Source organism: Embleya australiensis, from assembly GCF_051903075.1.
GTDB lineage: Bacteria > Actinomycetota > Actinomycetes > Streptomycetales > Streptomycetaceae > Embleya.
Genome location: NZ_CP182422.1, coordinates 6,199,153 through 6,222,142, shown reverse-complemented (window position 1 = coordinate 6,222,142; position 22,990 = coordinate 6,199,153). Strand labels below are relative to the sequence as shown.

General features: G+C 71.4%; 16 protein-coding genes. 4 read left to right on the top strand and 12 right to left on the bottom strand.

The genetic code is table 11. The features are described 5' to 3' along the window. The first annotated feature begins 100 nt into the window (after nt 1-100). A complete protein-coding gene (locus tag ACMXN5_RS26810) occupies nt 101-1,213 on the top strand; it encodes a PP2C family protein-serine/threonine phosphatase (protein WP_439677371.1) in 1,113 nt (370 codons plus the stop codon). A gap of 154 nt (nt 1,214-1,367) precedes the next feature. Next, a complete protein-coding gene (locus ACMXN5_RS26805; protein ID WP_439677370.1) occupies nt 1,368-4,136 on the top strand; it encodes a helix-turn-helix transcriptional regulator in 2,769 nt (922 codons plus the stop codon). Between the two features lie 97 nt (nt 4,137-4,233). Here the strand turns inward: ACMXN5_RS26805 and ACMXN5_RS26800 are convergent, their stop codons facing one another. The 3 genes from ACMXN5_RS26800 to ACMXN5_RS26790 form a co-directional block, all read right to left on the bottom strand. Next, entirely contained in the window at nt 4,234-4,956 is a 723-nt protein-coding gene (locus tag ACMXN5_RS26800) for an alpha/beta fold hydrolase (protein ID WP_439677369.1), read from the bottom strand. 58 nt (nt 4,957-5,014) lie between these two features. Beyond that, nucleotides 5,015-6,805, bottom strand: coding sequence for a ferritin-like domain-containing protein (locus ACMXN5_RS26795; RefSeq protein ID WP_439677368.1), 1,791 nt, complete (start codon nt 6,803-6,805; stop codon nt 5,015-5,017). Between the two features lie 215 nt (nt 6,806-7,020). Continuing rightward, a complete protein-coding gene (locus tag ACMXN5_RS26790; RefSeq protein WP_439677367.1) occupies nt 7,021-7,770 on the bottom strand; it encodes an SDR family oxidoreductase in 750 nt (249 codons plus the stop codon). Nucleotides 7,771-7,950: 180 nt separating this feature from the next. On the opposite strand from ACMXN5_RS26790, the gene ACMXN5_RS26785 reads away from it, so the two are divergent. Both ACMXN5_RS26785 and ACMXN5_RS26780 read left to right on the top strand, forming a co-directional pair. Beyond that, complete coding sequence (locus ACMXN5_RS26785) at nt 7,951-9,153, top strand: low temperature requirement protein A (RefSeq protein WP_439677366.1); 1,203 nt, start codon at nt 7,951-7,953, stop codon at nt 9,151-9,153. Nucleotides 9,154-9,230: 77 nt separating this feature from the next. Beyond that, nucleotides 9,231-10,961: an L-aspartate oxidase gene (locus tag ACMXN5_RS26780; RefSeq protein ID WP_439677365.1), complete on the top strand. Its 1,731-nt coding sequence runs from the start codon at nt 9,231-9,233 to the stop codon at nt 10,959-10,961. A 31-nt stretch (nt 10,962-10,992) separates the two neighbouring features. Here ACMXN5_RS26780 and ACMXN5_RS26775 read toward each other — a convergent pair whose 3' ends face one another. From ACMXN5_RS26775 to ACMXN5_RS26735, 9 genes are all read right to left on the bottom strand, one after another. Next, on the bottom strand, nt 10,993-12,540 hold the full coding sequence (locus ACMXN5_RS26775) for an MFS transporter (protein WP_439677364.1): 1,548 nt from the start codon (nt 12,538-12,540) through the stop codon (nt 10,993-10,995). Between the two features lie 202 nt (nt 12,541-12,742). Further along, nucleotides 12,743-14,074 carry a serine hydrolase domain-containing protein gene (locus ACMXN5_RS26770; protein WP_439677363.1) on the bottom strand — a complete coding sequence of 444 codons (1,332 nt, stop codon included), beginning with the start codon at nt 14,072-14,074 and terminating at the stop codon, nt 12,743-12,745. Between the two features lie 113 nt (nt 14,075-14,187). After that, a complete protein-coding gene (locus ACMXN5_RS26765) occupies nt 14,188-15,702 on the bottom strand; it encodes a histidine kinase (protein ID WP_439677362.1) in 1,515 nt (504 codons plus the stop codon). A 179-nt stretch (nt 15,703-15,881) separates the two neighbouring features. Continuing rightward, a complete protein-coding gene (locus ACMXN5_RS26760; protein ID WP_379997119.1) occupies nt 15,882-16,679 on the bottom strand; it encodes a maleate cis-trans isomerase family protein in 798 nt (265 codons plus the stop codon). Between the two features lie 83 nt (nt 16,680-16,762). Continuing rightward, nucleotides 16,763-17,668 carry a fumarylacetoacetate hydrolase family protein gene (locus ACMXN5_RS26755; RefSeq protein WP_439677361.1) on the bottom strand — a complete coding sequence of 302 codons (906 nt, stop codon included), beginning with the start codon at nt 17,666-17,668 and terminating at the stop codon, nt 16,763-16,765. 76 nt (nt 17,669-17,744) lie between these two features. After that, nucleotides 17,745-18,860 carry a cupin domain-containing protein gene (locus tag ACMXN5_RS26750; protein ID WP_439677360.1) on the bottom strand — a complete coding sequence of 372 codons (1,116 nt, stop codon included), beginning with the start codon at nt 18,858-18,860 and terminating at the stop codon, nt 17,745-17,747. Continuing rightward, on the bottom strand, nt 18,857-19,915 hold the full coding sequence (locus tag ACMXN5_RS26745; protein ID WP_439677359.1) for a carbon-nitrogen hydrolase family protein: 1,059 nt from the start codon (nt 19,913-19,915) through the stop codon (nt 18,857-18,859). The genes ACMXN5_RS26750 and ACMXN5_RS26745 overlap by 4 nt, the downstream gene beginning before the upstream one ends. Nucleotides 19,916-19,971: 56 nt before the next feature. Then, nucleotides 19,972-22,362, bottom strand: a complete 2,391-nt coding sequence (locus tag ACMXN5_RS26740; RefSeq protein WP_439677358.1) for an FAD-dependent monooxygenase — start codon at nt 22,360-22,362, stop codon at nt 19,972-19,974. A gap of 126 nt (nt 22,363-22,488) precedes the next feature. Beyond that, a complete protein-coding gene (locus ACMXN5_RS26735) occupies nt 22,489-22,989 on the bottom strand; it encodes an acyl-CoA thioesterase (protein ID WP_439677357.1) in 501 nt (166 codons plus the stop codon). Nucleotide 22,990 lies beyond the last annotated feature (1 nt).

The following is a 22,990-nucleotide window of genomic DNA, read 5'->3' as shown; positions in this document are numbered from 1 at the left end:
TCCTGCCGACTCCGTTTCTCGGTCCACCGGGTTGCCTCGGAACGCGATCACAAGGTGCGCGAAAGCCTCGCATTCGTCCGGCCCACGACGGACCGAGCATATGCGTGGCCACGAGACGTCACACGACCCCGACGCCCGAAAGCGCACGCCGTGTCACACATCCGGCACGCTCGCTGTCTTTTGGTCGGCAGGCCGATCCGGACAGGAGCAAAGGGTGAGCGTTGCGAAAACCGCACCGAAACTCGCGCATGGCGCCGCGGCATCCATTCGCCAGAGAAAAGAACCACACATGGGCAGTCCCATTCCGCGACCGAACGCTCCCGGCGCGCGGTCGCACGGCTTCGTCGATTCCGCCGTCGACGCGATACCGGTCCGGCGAGGCCACAGCCGGTCCGGTCCGGTCACGAGAGCGGAATACGAAATGATCGCACGGGACAAAACGGTGCTGGAACAGGGCCTGCGGCCCCGGCCGGCGCGGCACGGCGACGGCTTCGCAACCGCTTTCCACTACGCGCCCGGCAGCTCGCACACGCTCTTGGGCGGCGACTTCTGCGATGTCGTGCAAACCGAGGACGGCACTGTCCACGTCGTGATGGGTGACGTGTCCGGGCACGGTGCGGCCGAGGCCGCCTTGGGTATCCATCTGCGCCTGGCGTGGCGCGCCGCCGTACTGTGCGGGCAGGCACAGCCGGACCAACTGCGCCTGCTCGAACGGGTCCTGGTCAAGGAGCGGTCGAGAGAGGACGTCTTCGCCACGGTCGCGTCCCTGGTCTTTCGCCCCGACGCGCGTTCCCTTCGGATGATGAGCGCGGGCCATCCCGGTTTCCTGCACAGGCATCGCCGGAAGGTGCGGTGGGTGAATCCGCGGCCCGGTATCGCGCTGGGTCTGTTCCCCGGGCTCGAGGACTGGCACGAGAACGAGATGGCCCTGGCGGACCGGGACGGTGTCGTTCTCGTCACCGACGGTCTCTACGAGGGCCGAACCGCATACGGGCGGCTCGGCGAAAAGGGACTCCTCGATCTTGCGGCCCGGTACGCGAGCCGCCCGCCCCAGGCGTTCGTCGACGCGCTGGTGGGCCACGTGTCGCTGTTGGCCGCTCCGTTCGGCGGATTGGCCGATGACGTCACCGTCCTGCACCTGTCCTGCGACCGCCGGATCCGGCGTGACGGTGCCCTGACGGGAACGGCGACCGGACAGGGCCGCGTTTTGTGACGCCCGCCGCGCGTTTCCCGGCGTGGAAGTGATCACAGCTTTTCCATGCGGAGCGTCGGGGAAGTCGCGGGTACCGTTGCTAAGGCCGTCCCAAAACCGTCGGGGATTACCCGGATTCCCGGATTCCCCGGATTCCGTCAAGGAGTCGCGTCGCATGCGCGCCAGCCCGCTTCCCGAGCTCGTCGGCCGGCATCGTGAGTGTGCGGAGCTCGACAACCTGCTGTCGGGTCTGCACAGGGGCGGGCTTCGTGTCCTGGTGGTTCGCGGGGAAGCGGGCATCGGCAAGTCGGTACTCCTGGAGTACGCGGCCGTCCGGGCCGAACGGGTGCAGGTGACGTGGGCGCGCGGCATCGAGGCCGACATGGAGCTGCCCTACGCGAGCCTGCACCAACTGTGCGCGCCGTTCCTGGACCGGCTCGACGAGTTGCCCAAACCCCAACGCGACGCCCTGTGCGTGGCGTTCGCAATGGCGGCCGGTGACCCACCCGACCGCTTCCTGGTCGGCCTCGCCGTGCTCACACTGCTCACCCGGGTATCGGAGACCCGGCCGGTGCTCGTCCTGGTCGACGACGCGCACTGGCTGGACCAGGTATCCCTGCAGACCCTGGAGTTCGTGGCCCGGCGCCTGCTCGCGGAACCGGTCGCGATGGCGTTCGCGGTCCGTGATCCCGAAGGACGTGCCGCCCTGGGCGGTCTACCGACGCTGCAAGTCGGCGGCCTCGACACCGCCGCGGCCGGGGAGCTTCTCAACAGCACCGTCGGCGGGCGGCTGGAGGAACGGGTCCGGGATCGTTTCGTGGCCGAGATGCACGGCAACCCGCTCGCCCTGCTCGAATTCTCCCGTGGCCGCAGCGCCGCCGAACTGGCCTACGGCCTGGACTCGTCGAGCCTTCCGGGCGTGCGAGAGCCGGTTGTCGGGCGGGTGGAGCGCGACTTCGCCGACCGACTCGGTGCACTGCCGTCGGCGACGCGCACACTGCTGCTGATCGCCGCGGCGGAACCGATCGGCGACGTACGCCTGTTGACCCGGGCCGCCGCGTCCTTGCACATCGTTCCGGACGCCGCGCCGGCCAAGGCGGCCGGCTTGATCGAGTTCGGCGAGTCGGTCCGGTTCCGGCATCCGCTGGTGCGTTCGGCGGTCTACCGTCGCGCGGAATCCGAGGCACGCCGGGCGGCCCACCGGGCGCTGGCCGAGGCCACGGACCCGGTCCTGGACCCCGACCGACGCGCCTGGCACGCCGCGCAGGCGGCCGACGGACCGGACGAGGCGGTGGCCGCGGGGCTGGAACAGGCCGCCGACCGCGCGCGGCAGCGCGGCGGTATCGCGGCCGAGGCGGTACTGCTGGAACGCGCGGTGGAGCTGACCCCCGACCCCGGACCGAAGGGGCGCCGCGCCCTCGCGGCCGCCGAGGCGCACTTCTCCGCCGCGGCACCGGAACGGGCCACGGAACTGGCGGCGGTGGCCGACCTGTATGCCCTCGGCCCCCTGGACCAGGCCCGCCTGGCCCGGCTGCGGGCCAGAATCCTCTTCGCGCGCAGTCGCGGCGACGAGGCGGCGCCGCTGCTTCTCGACGCGGCCGCGCGATTCTCCGCCGCCGGGTCGCCGTTGGCGCGGGAGACCTACCTGGAAGCGATCAGCGCAACCATCTTCGCGGGCCGGGTCCATGGTCCGACAGGTGCGCGCGCCGCGGCGATCGCGGCGCGCGCGTCGGGGGCGCCGTCCTCGGGCTCCAAGGCCGCCGACACACTCTTGGACGGTGTGGCGGGACTTCTCGCGGACGGACGCGAGACCGGCGTTCCGGCCTTGTACCAAGCCCTGGACCTGCTCACCCACGAGCAACTGGGCACCAGGGAGGCGGCCGTGCGTTGGCTTCTGCTGGCCCCGGTCGCGATCGAGGCATTCATCCACCACGCCTGGGACCTTCACGCGTGGGACACGTTGTCGAGTCGCGCGGTACGCCTGGCACGGGACATCGGGGCGCTCGGCGTGCTGCCGCCGGCCCTGATCTACGCCGGCGGGGTGCATATCCACTACGGCGAGTTCGCCGAGGCGGACCGGATGATCGAGGAGGCCGACGCGATCGCCGCCGCGACCGGTCACGCCCCGCACAAGTACGCCACGCTCGTGTTGGCCGCGTGGCGAGGGGAGGCCGACATCGCCGCCGCCATCGTCGAGGAGACCAGGCGGAGCGCCGTGCAACGGGGCGAGGTGTCCCTGCTCGGCGCGATGGGCTACATCCAAGGCGTGCTGTTCAACGGCCTGGCACGCTATGAAGAGGCTCTGGAGGCCGCTCGTACGGGGATCGAGCACGACGGGTTCAACTTCACCGGACTGTCGCTGGTCGAACACGTCGAGGCGGCGACCCGATGCGGTGAGTTCGAGCAGGCCCGCGCCTCCCTGACCCGACTGATGGAACTCACGCGTGCCGCCGACTCCGGTTGGGCCCGGGGAGCACGCGCCCGCAGCCAAGCCCTCCTCGCCGACGGCGCCGAGGCCGATGGCCTCTACCGCACGGCGATCGAGGATTTCGGTCGTGGTGGTGTGGTCGTGGAGGTCGCGCGCACCCACCTTCTGTACGGCGAGTGGCTGCGTCGCGGCGGGCGCCGTACCCTGGCCCGGGACCACCTGCACACGGCCCATGAGATGTTCGACAGGATGCCGGCGCGGGCCTTCGCCGAGCGGACCCGCCGCGAGCTGCTCGCCGCCGGCGAGCACGTCAGGGCACGGGAGACCGGGGCCGAGGGCGCCCTCACGCCCCAGGAGTCGCAGGTCGCGGCCCTTGCCGCGGACGGCATGACGAACGCGAGGATCGGTGCGGAGCTGTTCCTCAGCCCCCACACGGTGGAATGGCACCTGCGCAAGGTGTACACGAAACTCGGGATCAGCTCACGTCGAGCGCTTCCCGAGGCATTGGGCAGATAGGAGCCGTACGTCGTCGGTCTCCGCGATGCCGAGCAGGACGTACCGGACGGGACGTACCGGGCGGGACCCGTCCGCACGGCACGTCCCGGCGCGCTGCTCAGCCCTGTTCTCCCCCGACCGCTTCGAGGATCGTCGCGGCCACTGCCTCCGGTCGGCTCACCGCGATCGCGTGGGAGGCGCCGGCGATGGCTCGGGTTCCGTGCGAGCCGGCGCGTTCGGCCATGAACCGCAGTGCCTCGGCGGGAATGTTGCGGTCCATTCCGCCGAAGACGAACCACGATGGCACGGTCCGCCAGGCCGGCGCGCCGGTCAGCCCGTCCGTCAGCGCGCGCTCGGTGACCGGGCGCTGCGTCGCCGCCATGAGGTCGGCTTCCTCGGCGTCCACGTCGGCGCAGAACTGGTGGTGGAAATGGTCGTCGGCGATCCGGAACTCGATTCCGCCCGGGGGGACGGGGTAGGCGGTCAGCACTTCGCGCAGCGTGCTGCCGGGGAATTCGGCGGACAGATGAAGGGCGGACTCGCCGGTCTCGGGGGCGAACGCCGCGACGTAGACAAGGGATCGCACCGCCGGGAGGTCGGCCGCGGCCTGGCTGATCACCATGCCGCCGTAGGAGTGGCCGACCAGGACGACCGGCTGGTCGAGACCCTCGACGACATCGCGTAGGTAGGCCGCGTCCTCGGCGAGGCCGCGCAGCGGATTGGCGGCCGCGACGGTGCGCAGCCCGCTGTCGTTCAGCAGCCGGATGACGCGGTTCCAGCTCGCCGATTCGGCGAAGGCCCCGTGCACCAGGACGATCACGGGCTCGTCCGTGCTCTTCACGACGCGTCCTTTCCGTAGCGGGGTGCGCACCGCGCCGACTGCTCGAGGACGTGGTGGGTCATGGCGTCTTTCCTTCCTTCGGGGTGGCGGGGGTGGCGGGATCCTCACGGAAGCCGATCTCGCGGTGGGTGCCGTCGCACAGGGGCTTGCCGGCGGAATGTCCGCACCGGCACAGGGTCGTGCGGTTGCGCGTCTCCAGGGGTTTGCCGTCCGCGCGGTACACCGGTACTCCGCCGGTCACCCACAGCGCGCTCGCGAGACCGTGCTCTTCTTCGAGCACCGACACCGTCTGCGGCAGGTCGACCTCGACGGTCTCGCCGCCGCGTTCCAGGGCGTAGGTGTACGACCCGGAGGGACAGTGGTCGATGCGTCCCATGATGTTCGCGCGCATGTCCGGGTCGTCGGTGTCGTCGAGCATCTTCGCGATCGGCCGCGTGGCACCGATGCAGAACGCGGCGTGGACGCACAACTCGCCGACGCGCTGCGCCGAGATGCCGATGCCGTCGTGCACGTGCCGGAGTTCGCGGTAGGGCGTGACGACGGCGTTCTCGCCGCCGTCGAAGCCGACGAAGGCATGCGTGCCGTCGCAGAACGGCTTGGCCGACGAACGGCCGCAACGGCAGAGCGCGTAGGTCGGCTCGGTGTCCAGGTCGGGGCCGGTCCGCCAGGTCAGCGCGTCGTCGTTCTCGGGGGAGACGATCTTGGTCTTGCGACGGAGCGGGACGTCACCGTGAACGAGGTAGGGGCCGTCGGGCAGGACGACGATCCGCCGCCCGCCTTCGGGCCTGCGGCCGCCGCCGCGCCGCTCGGGCGGGACGTAGTCGAAGGTGGGGCCCGCCGCGGTGCCGTCCCCGTCGGGCATCGCCAGCAGGGCTTCGGCTTGTTTCCGCAGGCGGTACATCGTGCCGGTCGCGACCGCGAGCAGCCGCGGGCTGCCGTTGAACGCCTCCTCCAGTTGGTACAGGAGGTCGCCGTAGGTGCGGTTGAACTCCTCCTGCGCGTCGCGGATCGGGCTGCCCGGCGGGTGGTCGTCGAGACGCGGGTTGGGCCGCATCCTGCGTATGCCCTCGGGGTCCACGCGCAGGGGCTCGCCGGTGGGGCCGGACCGAGGGGTGTCGCCGCGCTGGTATCGGCGGCCGATCAGCAGTTCCCGAAAGCGGTAGTAGTGCGCGACTTCCGCCCGGCCGGGGTCGTGGACATCGCGATCACCGTCCCAGACCTCGCCGCGCGACAGACCTTCGCCCTGGTCGACGATCTCGTCGAGTGCGGTCGAGGCGGAAGCGAGATCGGTGACTTCGACCATCCGTCCGGCCGTGTTCCGAAAGTGCCGATCCCGCACTTGGCGGGCGGGGTCGCCGGAGAACACCGCTTCCTCGCCCAACTCGGCGCACAGGTCGCGCAGACCGTCCTCGACGGCGGCGTAGAACTGGCCGATCGTCGCGTACCCGTCGGCTTGGGCGGGGGCGTCCGGCGGAGCCGGCTGCTCCAGCCGCAGGAACTGGTCGAGGGCTGCCGGACCGAACGGGAGCAGGGACAGTTCGAAGGACGGGTCGCCGTGCGGCAGGCGCCGGGGGTGCGGCGGCAACATCCTCGGCGTGTCCAACCTCGGTCGGCCGCCCACCGCGTTGAGCAGGTTCGCGGCCAGGGCCAGGTGCAACATTTCCTCGACGAACACCCCGGTCACGGCCCGGACGGCTTTGGGGTTTCTTTCCTGGTCCAGCGAGTACAGCGCGCACAGGTACTGCGGCAGCGTCGCATGCTCCAACTCGATCGCCCACTGCAGGTGTTCACGCAGATCCTCGAGTGTGGCAATCGGCGATGTCGCGGTGCCGCGGGCGGCGGGGGCCATGTCGCCTCCAGGTGGGTCGGGCAGGCTTCCGGTCGCCCGGTCGCCGACGGCGAGCCTGACTGCTTCGCGGAATCGGCGCCCTGCCCGGCGTTCTCTTTGCGGAGAACGCGGGGCAGGGCGGCCCTGATGCGAGTCAGGCGGGGGTTTCGGGCGATGCGGCGCGCGAGCACCGCCGCATCACGACGTTCGACAGGGGGCGGCGGGCGCGGGTGTGGTTAGGCGCCGGACCGCTGCAGCCAGTCCCGGTAGGCGATCTCGCCCAGGATCGCGTCACCGGCCGGGACGAGAGTGGACTCGTCGGGTACCGCGCCGAAGTAGTGCGCCTGCGGGTCGGTGACGACCTCGCGCGGGTCGCCCCACGCCGCGAGGGCCTTCCGGAAGAATTCGTCCATCCGGTACCGGTTCGGGCCGGCGATCTCGACCAACGCGTTGAGCGGCGCGCCGGCGGCGGTCCGGGCCACGGTCCGCGCCACGTCGTCGCCGGCGATCGGCTGGAACGCGACGGGGGCGATGTGTACCTCGTTCCCGGTCGTCGCCTCGTCCGCGATCCGTCGGCCGAACTCGTAGAACTGCGTCGCGTGCAGGATCGAGAACGGGATCGACGACTCCCTGACCAGTCGTTCCTGGGCGGTCTTCGCCCGGAAGTAGCCGATGTCGGGTCGCCGGTCGCTGCCGACCACCGACAGCACCACGTGGTGCCCCACCCCCGCTTCGTTCTCGGCGGCCAGCAGGTTGCGGGTGGAGGTGGTGAAGAACTCCATGACGGCCGCGTCCTCGAACGACGGGGAGTTCGACACGTCGACGACGACGTTCGCTCCCTTCATCACCTCGGCCAGCCCTTCGCCGGTGAGGGTGTTCACTCCTGTGTTCGGTGCCGCGGCGACCGCCTCGTGTCCGTGCTCGCCCAGCAGGGCGACGACTTTCGAACCGATCAGGCCGGTGCCACCAATAATCACGATCTTCATGCCGGCTCCTCGTTATTCCGGGGACACCGTCGTCACCCGGACGACAGGTATGACCGAAGACCCCCGGGGGCTGTGACAGCTCCGTCGAAATTCCGGGCGGACACGGTTCGTGTCACAGGCGCGGGCCGTGTCCGGTCTTGCATACCGGCAGCCCGACCCGAGGACCCGAGGAGCGAGAACGTGCCCCCAGCAGCCGACGAGTACCGGATCCGGAAACGGATGACCGGGCGCGCTGCCGATGAACCGCACCGCACCGCGAGCCCGCTCGAACTGCTCTTCGACCTCACGTTCGTCATCGCGGTCGCCGCCGTCACCGCCCAGTACGCACACGGGATCGCCGGAGGACATGTACTTTCCGGCCTCGTCCCGTTCCTCGAGGTGTTCTTCGCCGTGTGGTGGGCGTGGATGAACTTCACCTGGTTCGCGTCGTCATACGACACCGACGACATCGCCTACCGGGTGCTGACGATGGTGCAGATGGCGGGCGTGCCGGTGCTCGCCGCGGGCATACCGGCCACCGGCGCGGACACGGACCTTCGGCTCGTCACGACCGGCTACGTCGTCATGCGCGTCGCGCTCGTCGCGCAGTGGCTGCGAGCCGCGGTCGAACACCCGGCAGGACGCCGCACCGCGGTGCGGTACGCCGCGGGTGTCGCGCTCCTCCAAGTCGGCTGGATTGTGCGCTTGGCCCTCGACGAAGCGCAGGCCCTGCCGTCCGGGGCCGAAATCCCGTCGTTCGCCGCCCTGGCGCTTCTCGAACTGTGCGTACCGTGGTGGGCGGAACGCGTCGGCGGCACCGCCTGGCACCCGCACCATATTGCCGAGCGCTATGGCCTGTTCACGCTCATCCTCTTCGGTGAAAGCGTGCTCGCCGTGTCCAACGGAGTCAGGACCGCCTTGGACACCGCCGACGTCGGAGGCGAGACCGTCGTCATGGCCGGGTCCGGGCTCGTGCTGCTGTTCACGCTGTGGTGGCTCTACTTCCGTCTCCCGGCCGGACGCGGACTCGTCGATCGGCGGGAAGCGTCATACCTGTGGGGCTACGGCCACTACGGCGTGTTCGCCGGGCTCGCGGCGCTCGGCGCGGGCCTGGAGGTCGCGGTCGAGCAGTCCGGGCACCGGCTCGCGGCATCACCACTCGCGATCGGCTACGCCGTGACCATCCCGACGGCCGTCGTGGTGGTGCTGCTGCAAGTGATCCACTCGCCCATCGTGCCCGAGTACGTGATGCGGCCACGCGCACTGTCGGGCGCCGTGGCCGCGGTCCTGCTCCTGCCGTCGGCCGCACCGCACGTCGGGGTCACCGCCGTCGTGGGCGCGCTGGCGGCCGTCGGGGTCGCGATGGTCGTCGCCACCCTTCCCGCGGTGACCCGGCAGCGCTGAACTGCGGCCGGTCCCCGACGGCCGGTTGCGGGCTCCCGTGCGGGAGCCACACGAATCTTTCGACGAAGGAGCACCTGATGAACGGCCTCGAACGGCAGCTCTCCACCCCGGTCCTGGTGATCGGCACCGGCGGTGCGGGCCTGCGCGCCGCGATCGAACTGGCCGAACGGGGCGTGGGGGTGCTGGCCGTCGGCAAGCGACCGAAGTCCGACGCCCACACCACGTTGGCCGCGGGCGGCATCAACGCGGCGCTGGGGACGATGGATCCGCAGGACGGTTGGCAGCAGCACGCCGCCGACACGATCCAGGAGAGCTACCTGCTCGCCCGCCCCGACGTCGTGCGGATCGTCACCGAGAATGCCGCCCGTGGGATCGACGACCTCGTCCGTTACGGCATGCCGTTCGCCCGCGAAGCGGACGGGCGGATCTCCCAGCGGTTCTTCGGCGCGCACACGTGGCGGCGCACCGCGTTCAGCGGCGACTACACGGGCCTGGAGATCCAGCGCACGCTGGTCCGCCGGGCCGCGGAACTGGCCGTCCCGATCCTGGACACCGTGTACATCACCCGGCTGCTGGTGCGGGACAACGTCGTCTTCGGCGCCTACGGCTTCGACCTGCGGGACGGCGGGCGGTACGTGATCCACGCGGACGCGGTGATCCTGGCCACCGGCGGCCATACCCGGATCTGGCGGCACACGTCGTCCCGCCGGGACGAGAACACCGGCGACACGTTCCGGCTGGCCGTCCTGGCCGGCGCCCGGATCCGCGATCCCGAACTCGTCCAGTTCCATCCGTCGGGCCTCGTCGAACCGGAGGACGCGGCCGGAACCCTGGTCTCGGAGGCCGCACGGGGCGAAGGCGGACGCCTGCTCAACACCCTCGGCGAACGCTTCATGGCGCGCTACGACCGCGAGCGGATGGAGCTTTCCACGCGCGACCGGGTGGCACTGGCCGCCTACACCGAGATCAAGGAGGGGCGCGGCACCCCCAGAGGCGGTGTCTGGCTGGACGTCTCCCACCTCCCGCGCGAGACGATCATGGAGCGGCTGCCGCGCGTCCATCAGACCCTGCTGGAACTCCAGATGCGCGACATCACGCAGGATCCGATCGAGATCGCACCCACCGCGCACTACTCGATGGGCGGTGTATGGGTGCGCGCCGAGGACCACGGCACCGACGTCGAGGGCCTGTACGCGATCGGGGAGGCGGCGAGCGGCCTGCACGGCGCCAACCGCCTCGGCGGGAATTCGCTCATCGAACTGCTTGTCTACGGACGGATCACCGGCGAGGCCGCGGCCGCGTATGCGGGGGCGTTCCGATCCCAGCAGCGCTCGGCGCACGCGGTCGCCGAGGCACGCGCCGAGATCGACGGATTGCTCGCCCGCGACGGACGGGAGAACGTCCGCGTCCTGCAACGCGCCATCCGCGACACCATGACCGAGCACGCGGGCGTGGTCCGCGACGAGAGCGGCCTGCTCCGGGGCCTCGGGGAACTGGCCGAGACCGAGAGCCGGATGGTCGACCTCGGCATCCACCCCGACATCGCCGGGTATCAGGATCTGGCCCACGCCTTCGACCTGCGCGGCACCGCATTGGCCGCCCGGGCCACGCTCGAAGCCGCCCTCGAACGCCGGGAAACCCGAGGCTGCCACAACCGCTCCGACCACCCCGCCACCGATCCGGCCCTGCGGGTCAACCTGGTGTGGTCCGGCCCGGGCAGGCTGGAACGTGAGGAGCTTCCGCCGGTGCCCGCCGACATCGCCTCCCTCATGCGTGAGGTCTCGGCCGCGGGGAAGCTCGTGGAATGACCGCGGACCGTGTTTCCGTGTTCCGCGTCGGTCAGCCGGGAGGGGGTTGGCCGGAGCCCTGGAGGCGTTCCAGGTCGGAGGCGCGGACCTGGATGACGAACAGGGCGATCACCGCGGCGACCACCGCGAAGATCGCGGCCACGATGAAGGCCGCGGAGACACCGCTCGTGAGCACCTGGTCGCTCCACGGCGCGGGCAGCACACCGGTGCGGTCGAACTCGGCCCGCTGCGTCGGGGTGGCCTGGGCGAGGAAGGCCGGGACCTGGTCCTTGGCCTCGTTGCGGTTGGCCGTGCCGAAGACGGTGACCAGGATCGACAACCCGAGCGAACCGCCCACCTGCTGCATCGCGTTGAGCAGCCCGGAGGCCGCGCCCGAGTCGCGGGCCCGCACACCGGAGACCGCCATCAGCGTCAGCGACACGAACTGCATGCCCATGCCCACGCCGAACACCAGCGTCGGTCCCAGGATGCTCCCCAGGTAGGTGCTGTGCACATCGGTCCGGGTGAGCCAGCCCAGCCCCGCCGCCGCGAGCAGCGCGCCGACGACCATGAACGGCTTGGGCCCGTAGCGCGGCAGCAGCTGCGAGGCGAATCCCGCGCCGACCGCGATCACCGCGCTGATCGGCAGGAACGCGAGCCCGGTCCGGAGCGGGCTGAAGCCCAGCACGTCCTGGACCCACAGGGTCAGGAAGAAGAACATCCCGAAGATCGCCGCCGCCAGGCACAGCATGATGCCGTACGTACCGGCCCGGTTACGGTCGGCGAACATCTTCAGGGGGGTGATCGGCTGCCTGGAATTGCGCTCGATCGAGATGAAGAGCGCGAGCAACACCACGGCCGCCGCGAACGCACCGAGCGTGAACGCGTCGCGCCACCCCTCCTGCGCGGCCCGGATGAAGCCGTACACGAGCGAGCTGATGCCCAGCGTGGAGGTGAGCGCGCCGAGCAGGTCGAAGTGCCCCGGATGGCGCTCGGATTCCCGGATGTAGCGCGGCGTGGCCAGCGCCAGCATCACGCCGATCGGCACGTTGACGAAGAACACCCACCGCCAGTTCAGCCACTCGACCAGCACCCCGCCCGCGAGCAGCCCGATCGCACCACCACCGGCGGAGACCGCCGCGAACACCCCGAACGCCCGGTTGCGGGCCGGGCCTTCGGGAAACGTGGTGGTGATCAGGGCGAGTGCGGTCGGCGACGCAATGGCGCCGCCGACGCCCTGCAGCGCGCGGGCGGCGAGCAACTCCGGGGCGCTCTGCGCGAGTCCGCCGAGCAGCGAGGCGACCGCGAACAACAACACGCCGAAGATGAACACCCGGCGCCTGCCCAGGATGTCGCCCGCGCGCCCGCCGAGCAGCAGCAGCCCGCCGAAGGTCAGCGTGTACGCGTTGAGCACCCAGGACAGGCCGGTCGTGGAGAAGTCCAACGACCGCTGGATGTGCGGCAGGGCGATGTTCACGATGGTGATGTCCAGGACCACCATCAACTGGCAGGAGGCGATCACCGCGAGCGCCGCGCCGTTGCCGCCGCTTCGCTTCGGTGCGGCGGTGGTCTGCGAGGGTGTCGCGTGCGAGTGCGCCATGGAATGTCCCGCGGAGGCTTGCGGTCGCCCGGGCGTCGCTACGGCCCCGGCGGCCCGTGCGGGCCATCCGGAACAGGCCCACTCGTTCGACCGTAAACCCGCGCCGACCGCCCCACCACCGGGCGCGGACGACCCGCCTCGGGCCGGTCCGCCCCCGGCACCACGCGGGATCGGGGTGGCGAACCCGCGCGGTGGAATGGGGTCAGGACGTCCTGGGGGTGGCCCGCACGCCCATGTGCACGTACTGGGTGCCGTCGGCGATGCGATAGAAGACCACGCTGTCCCACAGCGTGCCGCCCTCGCGCTTGCCGACGAACGTGGTCTCGTCGACCGGGGTGAGCGTCAGCTCCATGTCCGGCGAGATGTCGGCCAGCTCGCCGGTGGTCTGGATGAGCATGTGCAGTCGGCCGTCCCGGACCGAGACGGTGGTGCGACAGCCCACCCGCTCGTAGATGCCGGCGTACCGCTCGACGTCCACCTCGACCGGGGTCTTCGGCGGGCCCAGCTGCGGCGACATGGTGATGCCGGCCAGTGTGGCGAACAGCTCGCCGCCGAGCGCGCGTTGCAGTGCCGAGGTCTCGCCGCCGTTGGCCAGCAGGCACACCACGGTGCCGGTGTCGGGCACCACCCACAACATCGCCGACTGGCCGATGGTGTTGCCCGCGTGCATGATCACCCGGTGGCCGGACCACTCGTCGAGGATCCACCCGATCCCCCACTGCGGCGCGAGGGTGTACGGGTTCGGCAGGTCCACCTGCGGCTCGGTCATCCCCGTCGGCTCGGCCAGCAGCTCGGTACCCAGGTGCGCCCGGCCGAAGGCGACGACGTCGCTCGCCCGCGCGCAGATCAGGCCGGCCGGCCCCATCGCCCGCGGCAGACCCCACACGGAGGTCGCCTTGCCGCCCTCCACGTGCCCCGTCGCGGCGCTGAAGCGCAGCACGTCCTCGGGCAGCGTCCAGGTGTGGGTCAGGCCCAGGGGCTCGCAGATCTGCTCGCGCAGCGCCGCGTCCCAGGTCTTGCCGGTCAGCCGCTCGACGATCCGGCCGGCGATCACGAAGCCCGTGTTGCAGTAGGAGAAGCTCTCCCCGATGGGGTGGTTCTGGGTCAGGTCCGCGCAGGCCGCGACGTACTTCTCCAGACAGTCGTCGCCGCGCCCGGTGTCCAGGAACAGGTCGCCGTCTATGCCGGAGGTGTGCGTCAGCAGCTGCCGCACCGTCACCGACTTCGTCACCTCGGCGTCGGCGACCTTGAACTCGGGGAGCAGGTCGACGACCGGGGTGTCCAGGGTGAGCCGGCCCTGCTCGGCGAGGAGCATCAGCTGGGTGGCGGTCCAGACCTTGCTCACCGAGCCGATCTGGAACAGCGAGTCGATCGAGACGGGCGTACCGGTGTCCCGGTTGAGCACACCGGCGGCGAAGCTGTGCACCTCGCCGCCATGCCAGAACGCGAGGCTCGCACCCGGCACGTCGTATTCGGCGATCAGCTCGGCGAGGCGGGCGTTCCAGTGCGCGGTGTCGACGGCGGTTCCGGTCATGGGGCCTTCTTTCACGGGAGTCCGGAGGCGTACGGGCACGCTACGCGGACGGCGCCCCGCTGCTGATGGCCGCGACGACGAACCCGAGCGCCGGTGTTCGTGCGAACGCACAATCAGCGGGCGCGGTCGCCCTGCCCCGCCCGGACGAGGCCGGATTCGTACGCCACGACCACCGCCTGGGCCCGGTCCCGCACGTCGAGCTTGGTCAGCAGGTCCGCCTCCCGCCGCTCCAGACCGGCCGGCTCCACCCGCATCGCCGCGGCGATCTCGCCGTCGGCCTTTCCGGTCGCGAACAGGCGCAGCAGCGCCACCTCGGCCGGACTGAGCCGGGCCAGCCGCTCGGGCTCGGACGCGGGGCCGACACCCGCCACCGGCGTCGGCGCGGGCACCGGCTCCGGCTCCTCCCCCGCCAGCGGCAACATCGCCGCGACCCGAAACCCGCCGTCGGCGACTCGCCCCGCTTCGAACGACCCGCCGTGCACGGCCACCCGCTCACGCATCCCGACCAGCCCGTGCCCACCACCGGTCATCGCATAGTCCCCGACGACCACCTCGCCGCCCCCGTCGTCGCGGATCTCCACGGCCACCGCCCCCGGCAGGTACTCCAGCCGCACCGTCGCCGTCGCCCCGTCCCCCGCGTGCTTGCGGGCGTTGGTCAGCGCCTCCTGGGTGATCCGGTACACCGCCAGCCCCACCGGCAGCGGCAACACGCGCGGCGCGCCCAGCACGCGCAGCTCGGTGGGCAGCCCGGCCAGGCAGGATTCGGCGATCAGCCGGGCCAGGTCGTCCACGCCGGGCTGCGGCGCCACCGAGGCCGCCTGGTCCGGGTCGTGGTCGCTGCGCAGTACCCCGAGCAGCTGCCGCATCTCGCCGAGCGCGACCCGGCCGGACGCCTCCAGGGTGAGCAGCGCGGCGCGGGCCGCCTCCGGGTCGCGGCCCAGGCTGGCCCGGGCACCGCCGGACATCAGGTGCATCGTGGTGATGTGGTGCGCCACGATGTCGTGCAGTTCGCGGGCGATCCGGCGGCGCTCGTCGGACAGGGCCCGGTCGGCCAGCAGCACGCGGTTGACCTCGACCTGCCCCAGCCAGTGCCGTACCGCCACGCTCACGCCGAGCACGAGCAGGACCGCCACGAGGTCGCCGCTGAACAGCCAAAGGAAGGACTCCGAAGAGTTGGGATATCCCGTCGCCTGGGCCGCCAGCGTGGCCAGCGCCGCGAGCGCCACCGTCCGGGTCCGACCGGCCAGGCCGACCGTGTACAACGCCACCGCCAGCGCGATTCCGAAACGTTGCGGCATCGCCAGGAGCAGGTTGAGCATCACCACCAGCGTCAGTACGAACGCCAACACGCCGATCGGCGACCGACGGCGCGCGAGCAGACTCGCGGCCGACGCGATCATGAACAGCGTGCCGATGACACGCTCCCACGGTCCGGCGGAGGGAAGGGTGATGAAGAACCCGAAGGTGTCCACGGCCACCGCCACCAGGCAGATCACGAGGTCGGCCCGGGTGACGCCGAGGAATGTCCACCGGCCGGGGGGCGATCCCGGGGTAGACGTCGTGACTGCGAGGTCACGCCCGGTGACGGCCCTGCCGAGCGCGGCCCAGGAGTCGGGGCCGAAGCCCATCCGGGGTCTCCTTCCATGGGGAACGGCGTGCCAGTATTCCATCGTGGTGGAATAGTCACGAATCGCCGCAATAAACGCCTATCGCGTGCAGCGCTCGCATCCCCATGGATACGCCCTCGTCGGCCCGGACCCGCATCTCGCGGGTTCGGGCCGACGAGGGCTCGCGGAAGGCACGCGAATCAGGCCCCCGCCGCCGCGCTGCCCGCCCCCAGGGGCGCGTCGGCGAACGCCCCCGACAGCAGGTGTCCGGCGCCCGGCGCGAAGGCCGGCAGGTCGAGGGCGCGGAGCATCTGGTGCACCGTGCACACCGCCGCCGAGACGACCGGCTTGCCCAGCCGCTGTTCGGCGTCCTCGATCGCGGCCAGCGACGGCATCTGTACGCACGCCGACAACACCACCGCATCCGCGTCGGCATGTTCGAGCCGGTCCGCGATGTCGGGCAGGCGCAGCGGGTCGTGCGCGGCCACGTCGAGGTTGTCGGGGATCTCCAGTGCCTCGAAGTCGAGCACCTCGATCCCCTCGTGCCCGAGGTACTCCACCACCGTGCGGGTCAGCGGCAGCATGTACGGCGCGACCAGCGCGACCTTGCGCGCGCCGATGGTGTGCAGCCCGTGCACGAGGGCGCCGGCGCTGGTGACCACGGGCGCGGGCGCGCCGTTCTCGACGGTACGGCCGTGCAGGCGCTCCTCGGAGACCCGGTGGTAGCCGAGTCCCATGCTCATGATCGCCACCAGGCACGCGTAGCCGAGCACGTCCACCCGCGCGTCGGACAGTTCGACGGCGCACCGGTCGGAGTCGGCGTCCATCGCGGCCAGTTGCTCGGGGGTGACGTGGGTCATCCGCATCCGGCTGGAGTGGAACGTGAAGCGCTCCGGGGCGACCGTCTCGCGGGCCCGCAGGATCGCGGGCACCTCGGTTTCCATCGTGACATTGGAACTCGGCACGATCTGGCCGACGCGGTAGGGGTGTTGACGCACGGGAAGGGCCTCCTGCTGGTGCCGGGAAAGCCGGTGCCGGGCATTCCGGCGCCGAAAAAGGGAGCGGGCTGGGCGGATTCGCGTCAGCGGGCGTCGATCACCGGGTTGGTCAGCGTGCCGATGCGCTCGACGGTCGCCTCGACCACGTCGCCCGGCCGCAGGTATTGCGGCGGGACCTGGGCCGCGCCGACCCCGGACGGCGAGCCGGTGGAGATCACGTCGCCGGGCTCCAGGGTCATCCCGGAGGAGATGTCGGCGATCAGCCGGGGGATGTCGAACAACATGTGCCGGGTGTTGGACTTCTGCTTGACGTCGCCGTTGACCCGCAGCGACAGGTCGAGGTTCTGGGCGTCGGGGATCTCGTCGGCGGTGACCACCACCGGGCCGAACGGGGCGTAGGAGTCCTGGCCCTTGGAGAAGAACCATTGCCCGGAGCGGCGTTGGTCCCGGGCGCTGATGTCGTTCATGATGCTGTAGCCGAACACGTGGTCCCACGCGTCGGCCTCGCTCACCTTGTAGGCGGTTCGGCCGATCACCACGGCGAGTTCGCATTCCCAGTCGAGCTGTGCGGTCAGGTCCGCGTTGTGCAGGATCGGCGCGCCTGGGCCGGTCACCGCGGTGGCGGGCTTCCCGAACAGCACCGGACGGTCCGGGAGTTCCTTCGCGGTGTCGAGGGTGCGGCTGGACTCGGCCACGTGCTCGACGTAGTTGAGCCCGATGCCGATGATCTTCCCGGGGCGCAGCGGCGCGAGCAGCCGCACCTCGCCGGCGGCGTGCACGGTGCCGACCGGGCGGTCGGCGGGCGCGCCGGCGAGCAGTTCGCGCGCGGTGTCGAGCGCGTCAGCGCCCGCCCGGACGAACGACAGCAGGTCGCCGGGGAGTTCGACGCCCGCGGCGGCGGCCAGGGCGGCCAGGTCCGTCACGTGCGCGCCGTCCTCGGCGCCCAGGCGGGGCGACGAGTCGCCGACGGTGTAGGTGACCAGGCGCATGGGGTGTCCTCACTGTCTTGCGTCCGGGCGGCGCGGTCGCGGCGCCTCGGGTGGTGGGTTTACGGGATGAACCGGCTCAGCCGGCCGGCGTCGGCTGGTGGCCGTCGTTGTCGACGTACGCCTCTTCGCGGAAGAAGCCCAGCGAGCGCATCACGGGGAAGTCGTTGAACGAGAACAACACCGCGTCCTCGCCCGGGTCGAGGTTGGCGTGCTCGTGCCAGGCCCACGCGGGCACCGCGAAGACGTCGCCCTCGTGCCATTCGAACCGCTGTCCGGCCACGATCGAGACGCCGTGGCCCTTGGCCGCGGTGTAGACGACCGAGCCGGTGTGCCGGTGTGCCTTCGTCGCCTGACCGGCGCGCAGGAGTTGGATGTGCGCGCTCATCGTGGGCATCACCGAGCCGCCGGTGGCGGGGTTGGTGTACTCCATGATCAGGCCGTCGTACGGCGATCCCTCGCTCGCCTTCGCCAGGTCGAGCAGCGCCTGGTAGGTGGGTTCCCACGGCCAGGCGAGCAGCGGCGAGTAGGGCCGGGTCCACCGTTCGACGCCGTACGGCACGAGGTTGCCGCCGTAGGTCAGGACGGAGGAGTTCACCACCTTGCCGGGCACCTGGTAGACGTCCGGGTGGACCTCGTAGAAGCCCGCGTCGAGCGCGTTGACCAGCGGGATGTCCAGGCCGTCCTGCCAGATCACCGGCGTGTCGTCGGACTCGTTGCCGTGTTCGTGCCAGGTCCCGTTCGGGGTGATCGCGAAGTCGCGGGCGCCGACCCGCAGTTTCTCGCCGTCGACGATCGTCCAGGCGCCGGTGCCCTCCAGGACGAAACGCAGCGCGGCGGCCTGGTGGCGGTGCGCGGTCATCGACTCGCCGGGGCCCATGATCTGCAGGCCCGTGTACAGCAGGCCCGCCGCGGCGCTGATGTCCCGGCGGCCGGGGTTGACCAGCATGACCACGCGGCGGCCGGCGTCGTCGGCCTTGACCAGGTCGAGCGCCTTGCGGACCAGCGGGCGCAGTTCGCTGTAGCGCCACAGGGTGGGTACCGACTTGGGCTGCGGGTACCAGGGTTCGATCTCGTTCGCCACGGTCCACAGCGCGCCGGCCTCACGTTCGGCCAACTCGGCGTAGTAGGCGCTCAGTTCCGGGGTGTCGGTGACTCGGGCCCGGCCCAGCATCTTGTCGTCCTGGGTGGTCATGTCTCCTCCTCGGGTACGGGGGCGGGGGCGAGGGGCGGCGCGGCGGCGGGGTCGTGGGTGAACGTGATCGGGGACCGGGGCCGGTTGTCCACGTTCAGCGCGAAGACGTCGAAGCGGTTGTAGTGGCCGACGATGTCGTGCATCTGCTTGGGCTGGATGCACCTGGCGAGGTCGATGTCGGCGTAGACGATGCCCTCGTCGTCGATCAGCGGTTCACCGATGGGACGCCCGTCCGGGCCGAACACGCCCGAGTAGGCGCTGCGTTCGCGGCCCAGCTGTTTGCGCACCTCGTCGTCGTCGCCGGCGATGGCGTCGACGATCTCGGGCGAGATGGTCGAGCAGGCGACTACCGAGAAGACCTTGCCCTCGAAGCTGTGCGCGGCGGTGCGGACCGCGATCGCGTCGGCCATGTCGTAGTCGGCGGGCGCCACGGGCAGCGCGATGTAGCTCGCGGCGTGCACCAGTTCGCCCTGGGCGAGCAGGGTGAAGCGGGCCAGCGTGTTGGTGTTCTCGCCGCACGCGAGCACACCGAGCGGGCCGATCCCGGTCGGGTGCACGCGCAGCGAGCTGCCGTCGCCGCCGGTCCACGTCAGCTTCTCCGCCCAGGTGGGCACCAGCTTGCGGTGCACCCCGATCAGTTCGCCGTCGGCGTCGATGGTCAGCATGGTGTTGTAGAGCACGCCCATACTGTGCGGGCCGCGCTCGTTGACGCCGATCACCACCACCGCGCCGGCCGCCCGGGCCGCCGTGCGCAGCGTTTCCACGTGCGGGCCCGGCACGTCCACCGAGGACCGGTACAGGCGTTCGTACCAGGGCGAGCCCTGGACCGGGTTCATCGTCCAGTTCCAGTACGGGTATCCGGGGACGAACGCCTCGGGGAAGACGATCAGTTCGGCGCCGTTGCCGGCGGCCTCGCGGATCAGCGCGACCGCCTTGGCCACGGTGGCGGCGGCGTCCAGGTAGATCGGCGCGGCCTGGACGGCGGCGGCCTTGAACCGGGGCGGGTTGTCGCGTTGTGCGCCGGTGAGCACGATCGGTGGGGTGGGACCTGTCATGGCGGGCTCCTCGTGGTGCGCTGTTCGGTCGGCGGATACGAGGTCGGGGTGTCGGGTCACCCCCGGCCGGGTGCGGCGAGCAGGCGGGGGTCGGTCTCCGGTCGCCACCGCCGCGGTACGGTCTCGACCCTTTCGCGCGACAGGTGCAGCCGCGGCGGCACCCGATCACTACCCGCGCCGGGCGGTTTGTGACTGCCCGGCCGCCAGGCACTCGGCCAGGGCGCGCCCGGCCCGGTGTAGCCCTGTTCGGCGGCGGCGTGCAGCGTCCACAGCGGGTCGTACAGGTGCGCGCGGCCCACCGCGCACAGGTCCGCCCGGCCCGCGAGCAGGATCGAGTTGACGTCGTCGTAGGTGGAGATCGCGCCGACCGCGATGGTCGGCACGCCGGTGGCGTTGCGGATCAGGTCGGCGAACGGCGTCTGGTAGCCGCGTCCGTAGGCGGGTCGCTCGTGGGGCACGACCTCGCCCGAGGACACGTCGATGGCGTCCGCGCCGGCCGCCGCGAGCGCCCGAGCGATCCGGACCGCCTCGTCCTCGGTGGTGCCGCCCTCGGCCCAGTCGCTCGCCGAGATCCGCACCACCAGCGGCTTGTTGCTCGGCCACACCGCCCGCACGGCGGACAACACCTCGATCGGGAAGCGCAGTCGGCCGGCGAGCGAGCCGCCGTATTCGTCCTCGCGCAGGTTGGTCAGCGGGGACAGGAAGCCGGAGAGCAGGTGGCCGTGGCCGTACTGGAGTTCCAGCGCGTCGAAGCCCGCCCGGTCGGCGCGTGCGGCGGCGGCGGCGAACGCGGCGGTGATCGTGTCCAGATCGGCCCGGTCCGCCTCGCGCGGGCGGAAGTCGCCTTCGGCGTCCCAGGCGATCGCGGACGCGGCCACGGTCGGCCGGCCCTTCGGGCCCAGCGGCGCCCATGTGCCGTCGGTGTCCGGCACCGAACCGGCCGCGCGGCGTCCGGCGTGTGTGAGCTGGATACCCAACAGGGGCCCGTTCGGGACCTGTTCGCGTACCCGGGCGACCACGTCGCGCCAGGCCGTCTCCTGCGCGTCGGACCACAGGCCCGGACAGGCCGCGGTGGCCCGGCCGTTGGGCAGTACGGCGGTCATCCCGGCGAAGACCAGGCTCGCCCCGCCGAGCGCGAGCGCGCCCAGGTGGGCGGCCTCGAACGGGCCGGGGAAGCCGTCGACGGCCGCGTAGGTGGCCATCGGCGGCACCACCACGCGGTTGCGCAGCCGGACCGAGCCGAGTCGGAAGGGCTGGAACATCGGCGCCGCGTCCACCCGGTCCGCCCGCCCGGCGGTGAACGCCGCGTCCACCTGCGCCACGAACGCCGGGTCGCGCTCGGACAGGTTGGCGTGGGTGACCCGGCGGCTGCGGGTGAGCAGGTTGAAGGCGAACTGCTCGGGCGCTTGGCCGACCGCCCGGTCGATGTTCTCGAACCATTCCAGGCTGGCCTGCGCGGCCCGCTGCGTGGAGGCCACGACCGGCTTGCGCTCGGCCTCGTAGGCGGTGAGCGCGGCCGGGATGTCGGCGTGTTCGTTCAGGCACGCGGCCAGCGCGAGGGCGTCCTCCATGGCGAGCTTGGTGCCCGAGCCGATGGAGAAGTGCGCGGTGTGCGCGGCGTCGCCGAGCAGGACCACGTTCTCGTGGTGCCAGGTGGCGTTGCGCACCGTGGTGAACCGGATCCACCGCGAGTTGTTCGGGATCAGCCGGTGTCCGTCCAGGTGTTCGGCCAACAGCGCCTCACAGCGCGCGATACCCGCCTCGTCGCTGGCCCCGCGCGGCAGCTCGCGACCGGCGAACTCGGCGAACCCGCCGCGCCGCCAGGCGTCTTCGGCCAGCTCCACGATGAACGTGCTGCGCCGGTCGTCGAACGGATACGCGTGCACCTGCACCACGCCGAAGTCGTGCTTGTCGACGATGAAGGTGAACGCGTCGAAGACCTTGTCCGTACCCAGCCACATGTAGCGGCAGCCGCGCTCGTCCAGATCGGGCCGGAACACGTCGGCGTAGCGCTCGCGCACGTTGGAGCGCACCCCGTCGGAGGCGACCACCAGGTCGTGTGTGCGGGCCAGTTCGTCCACGGGCGGGGCCTCGGTGCGGTAGCGCAGGTCGATGCCGAGCGCCGCGCAGCGCTCCTGCAGGATGCGCAGCAGCCGCTCCCGGCCGAGTGCGGCGAACCCGTGCCCGCCGGAGGTGAGCGTGCGTCCGCCGTAGCGCACGTCGACGTCGGTCCAGCGGGCGAAGCCCTCGGACATCGCGGCGAAGATCTCCGGGTCGGCCTGGGCGATGCCGTCCAGGGTCTCGTCGGAGAACACCACGCCGAAGCCGAACACGTCGTCGGGTGCGTTGCGCTCCCACAGGGTGATCTCCGACGCCGGCGAGAGCTGCTTGGCGAGGGCGGCGAAGTACAACCCGCCCGGCCCGCCGCCGATGACTGCTATGCGCACAGCGTCCTCCAATGTTCCCGGCCTATCCGAGCGTATGTAATAAATTCCACGGTCGTCAACATCACGCGATATCTGAGGGGTCGGATCGGGGGTGCGATCCGCCCGGCCTCGCAAAGCGCGCGGGGGTCAGGTGTAGGACTCCGGACGTTGCGCGCCGCCCTTGGACAGCGCGGCCCTGACCTCGTCCGGCCACGGCGACGCGCCCTTGTGGTCCGGCGGGCAGTGCACGACGGACAACCGGCCGGTCGCGGCCACACCGTGCTCGCCCCGCACCTCGAACGAGTAGTGCAGCGAACTGGTACCCACCCGGTCGATCCGCAGCAGGATGTACGCGGCCTCGCCGAACCACAGGCGTTCGAGGTAGTCCGCCTCGAAGTGCACCCGGGGGATCCGGCCGAACAGGTCGCCCACGCCCAGTCGGCGCAGCAGCACCGCCTCGGACGCCTCGACCCAGCGCTGTACGGCCGAGTGGTGGTAGTGGCCGGCCGCGTCGGTGTCCTGCCACTCGACGCGGCGCTCGACCAGGACCGAGGGCAGGCCGGTGGGGTCGTCGACGGCCGGGTCGGTGGGGTCGCTCACGTCGGGCCGGATCGGGCCGGTCGAGCCGAGCGGGCTGTCTTGGGGCATC

Excerpts from the sequence above, each read along its gene's own strand:
- ACMXN5_RS26780 (WP_439677365.1), top strand. The coding sequence starts at position 9,231 with ATGAACGGCCTCGAACGGCAGCTCTCCACCCCGGTCCTGGTGATCGGC.
- ACMXN5_RS26790 (WP_439677367.1), bottom strand. The coding sequence starts at position 7,770 with ATGAAGATCGTGATTATTGGTGGCACCGGCCTGATCGGTTCGAAAGTC.
- ACMXN5_RS26750 (WP_439677360.1), bottom strand. The coding sequence starts at position 18,860 with ATGACCACCCAGGACGACAAGATGCTGGGCCGGGCCCGAGTCACCGAC.
- ACMXN5_RS26745 (WP_439677359.1), bottom strand. The coding sequence starts at position 19,915 with ATGACAGGTCCCACCCCACCGATCGTGCTCACCGGCGCACAACGCGAC.
- ACMXN5_RS26735 (WP_439677357.1), bottom strand. The coding sequence starts at position 22,989 with ATGCCCCAAGACAGCCCGCTCGGCTCGACCGGCCCGATCCGGCCCGAC.
- ACMXN5_RS26770 (WP_439677363.1), bottom strand. The coding sequence starts at position 14,074 with ATGACCGGAACCGCCGTCGACACCGCGCACTGGAACGCCCGCCTCGCC.
- ACMXN5_RS26765 (WP_439677362.1), bottom strand. The coding sequence starts at position 15,702 with ATGGGCTTCGGCCCCGACTCCTGGGCCGCGCTCGGCAGGGCCGTCACC.
- ACMXN5_RS26810 (WP_439677371.1), top strand. The coding sequence starts at position 101 with ATGCGTGGCCACGAGACGTCACACGACCCCGACGCCCGAAAGCGCACG.
- ACMXN5_RS26795 (WP_439677368.1), bottom strand. The coding sequence starts at position 6,805 with ATGGCCCCCGCCGCCCGCGGCACCGCGACATCGCCGATTGCCACACTC.
- ACMXN5_RS26755 (WP_439677361.1), bottom strand. The coding sequence starts at position 17,668 with ATGCGCCTGGTCACCTACACCGTCGGCGACTCGTCGCCCCGCCTGGGC.
- ACMXN5_RS26805 (WP_439677370.1), top strand. The coding sequence starts at position 1,368 with ATGCGCGCCAGCCCGCTTCCCGAGCTCGTCGGCCGGCATCGTGAGTGT.
- ACMXN5_RS26775 (WP_439677364.1), bottom strand. The coding sequence starts at position 12,540 with ATGGCGCACTCGCACGCGACACCCTCGCAGACCACCGCCGCACCGAAG.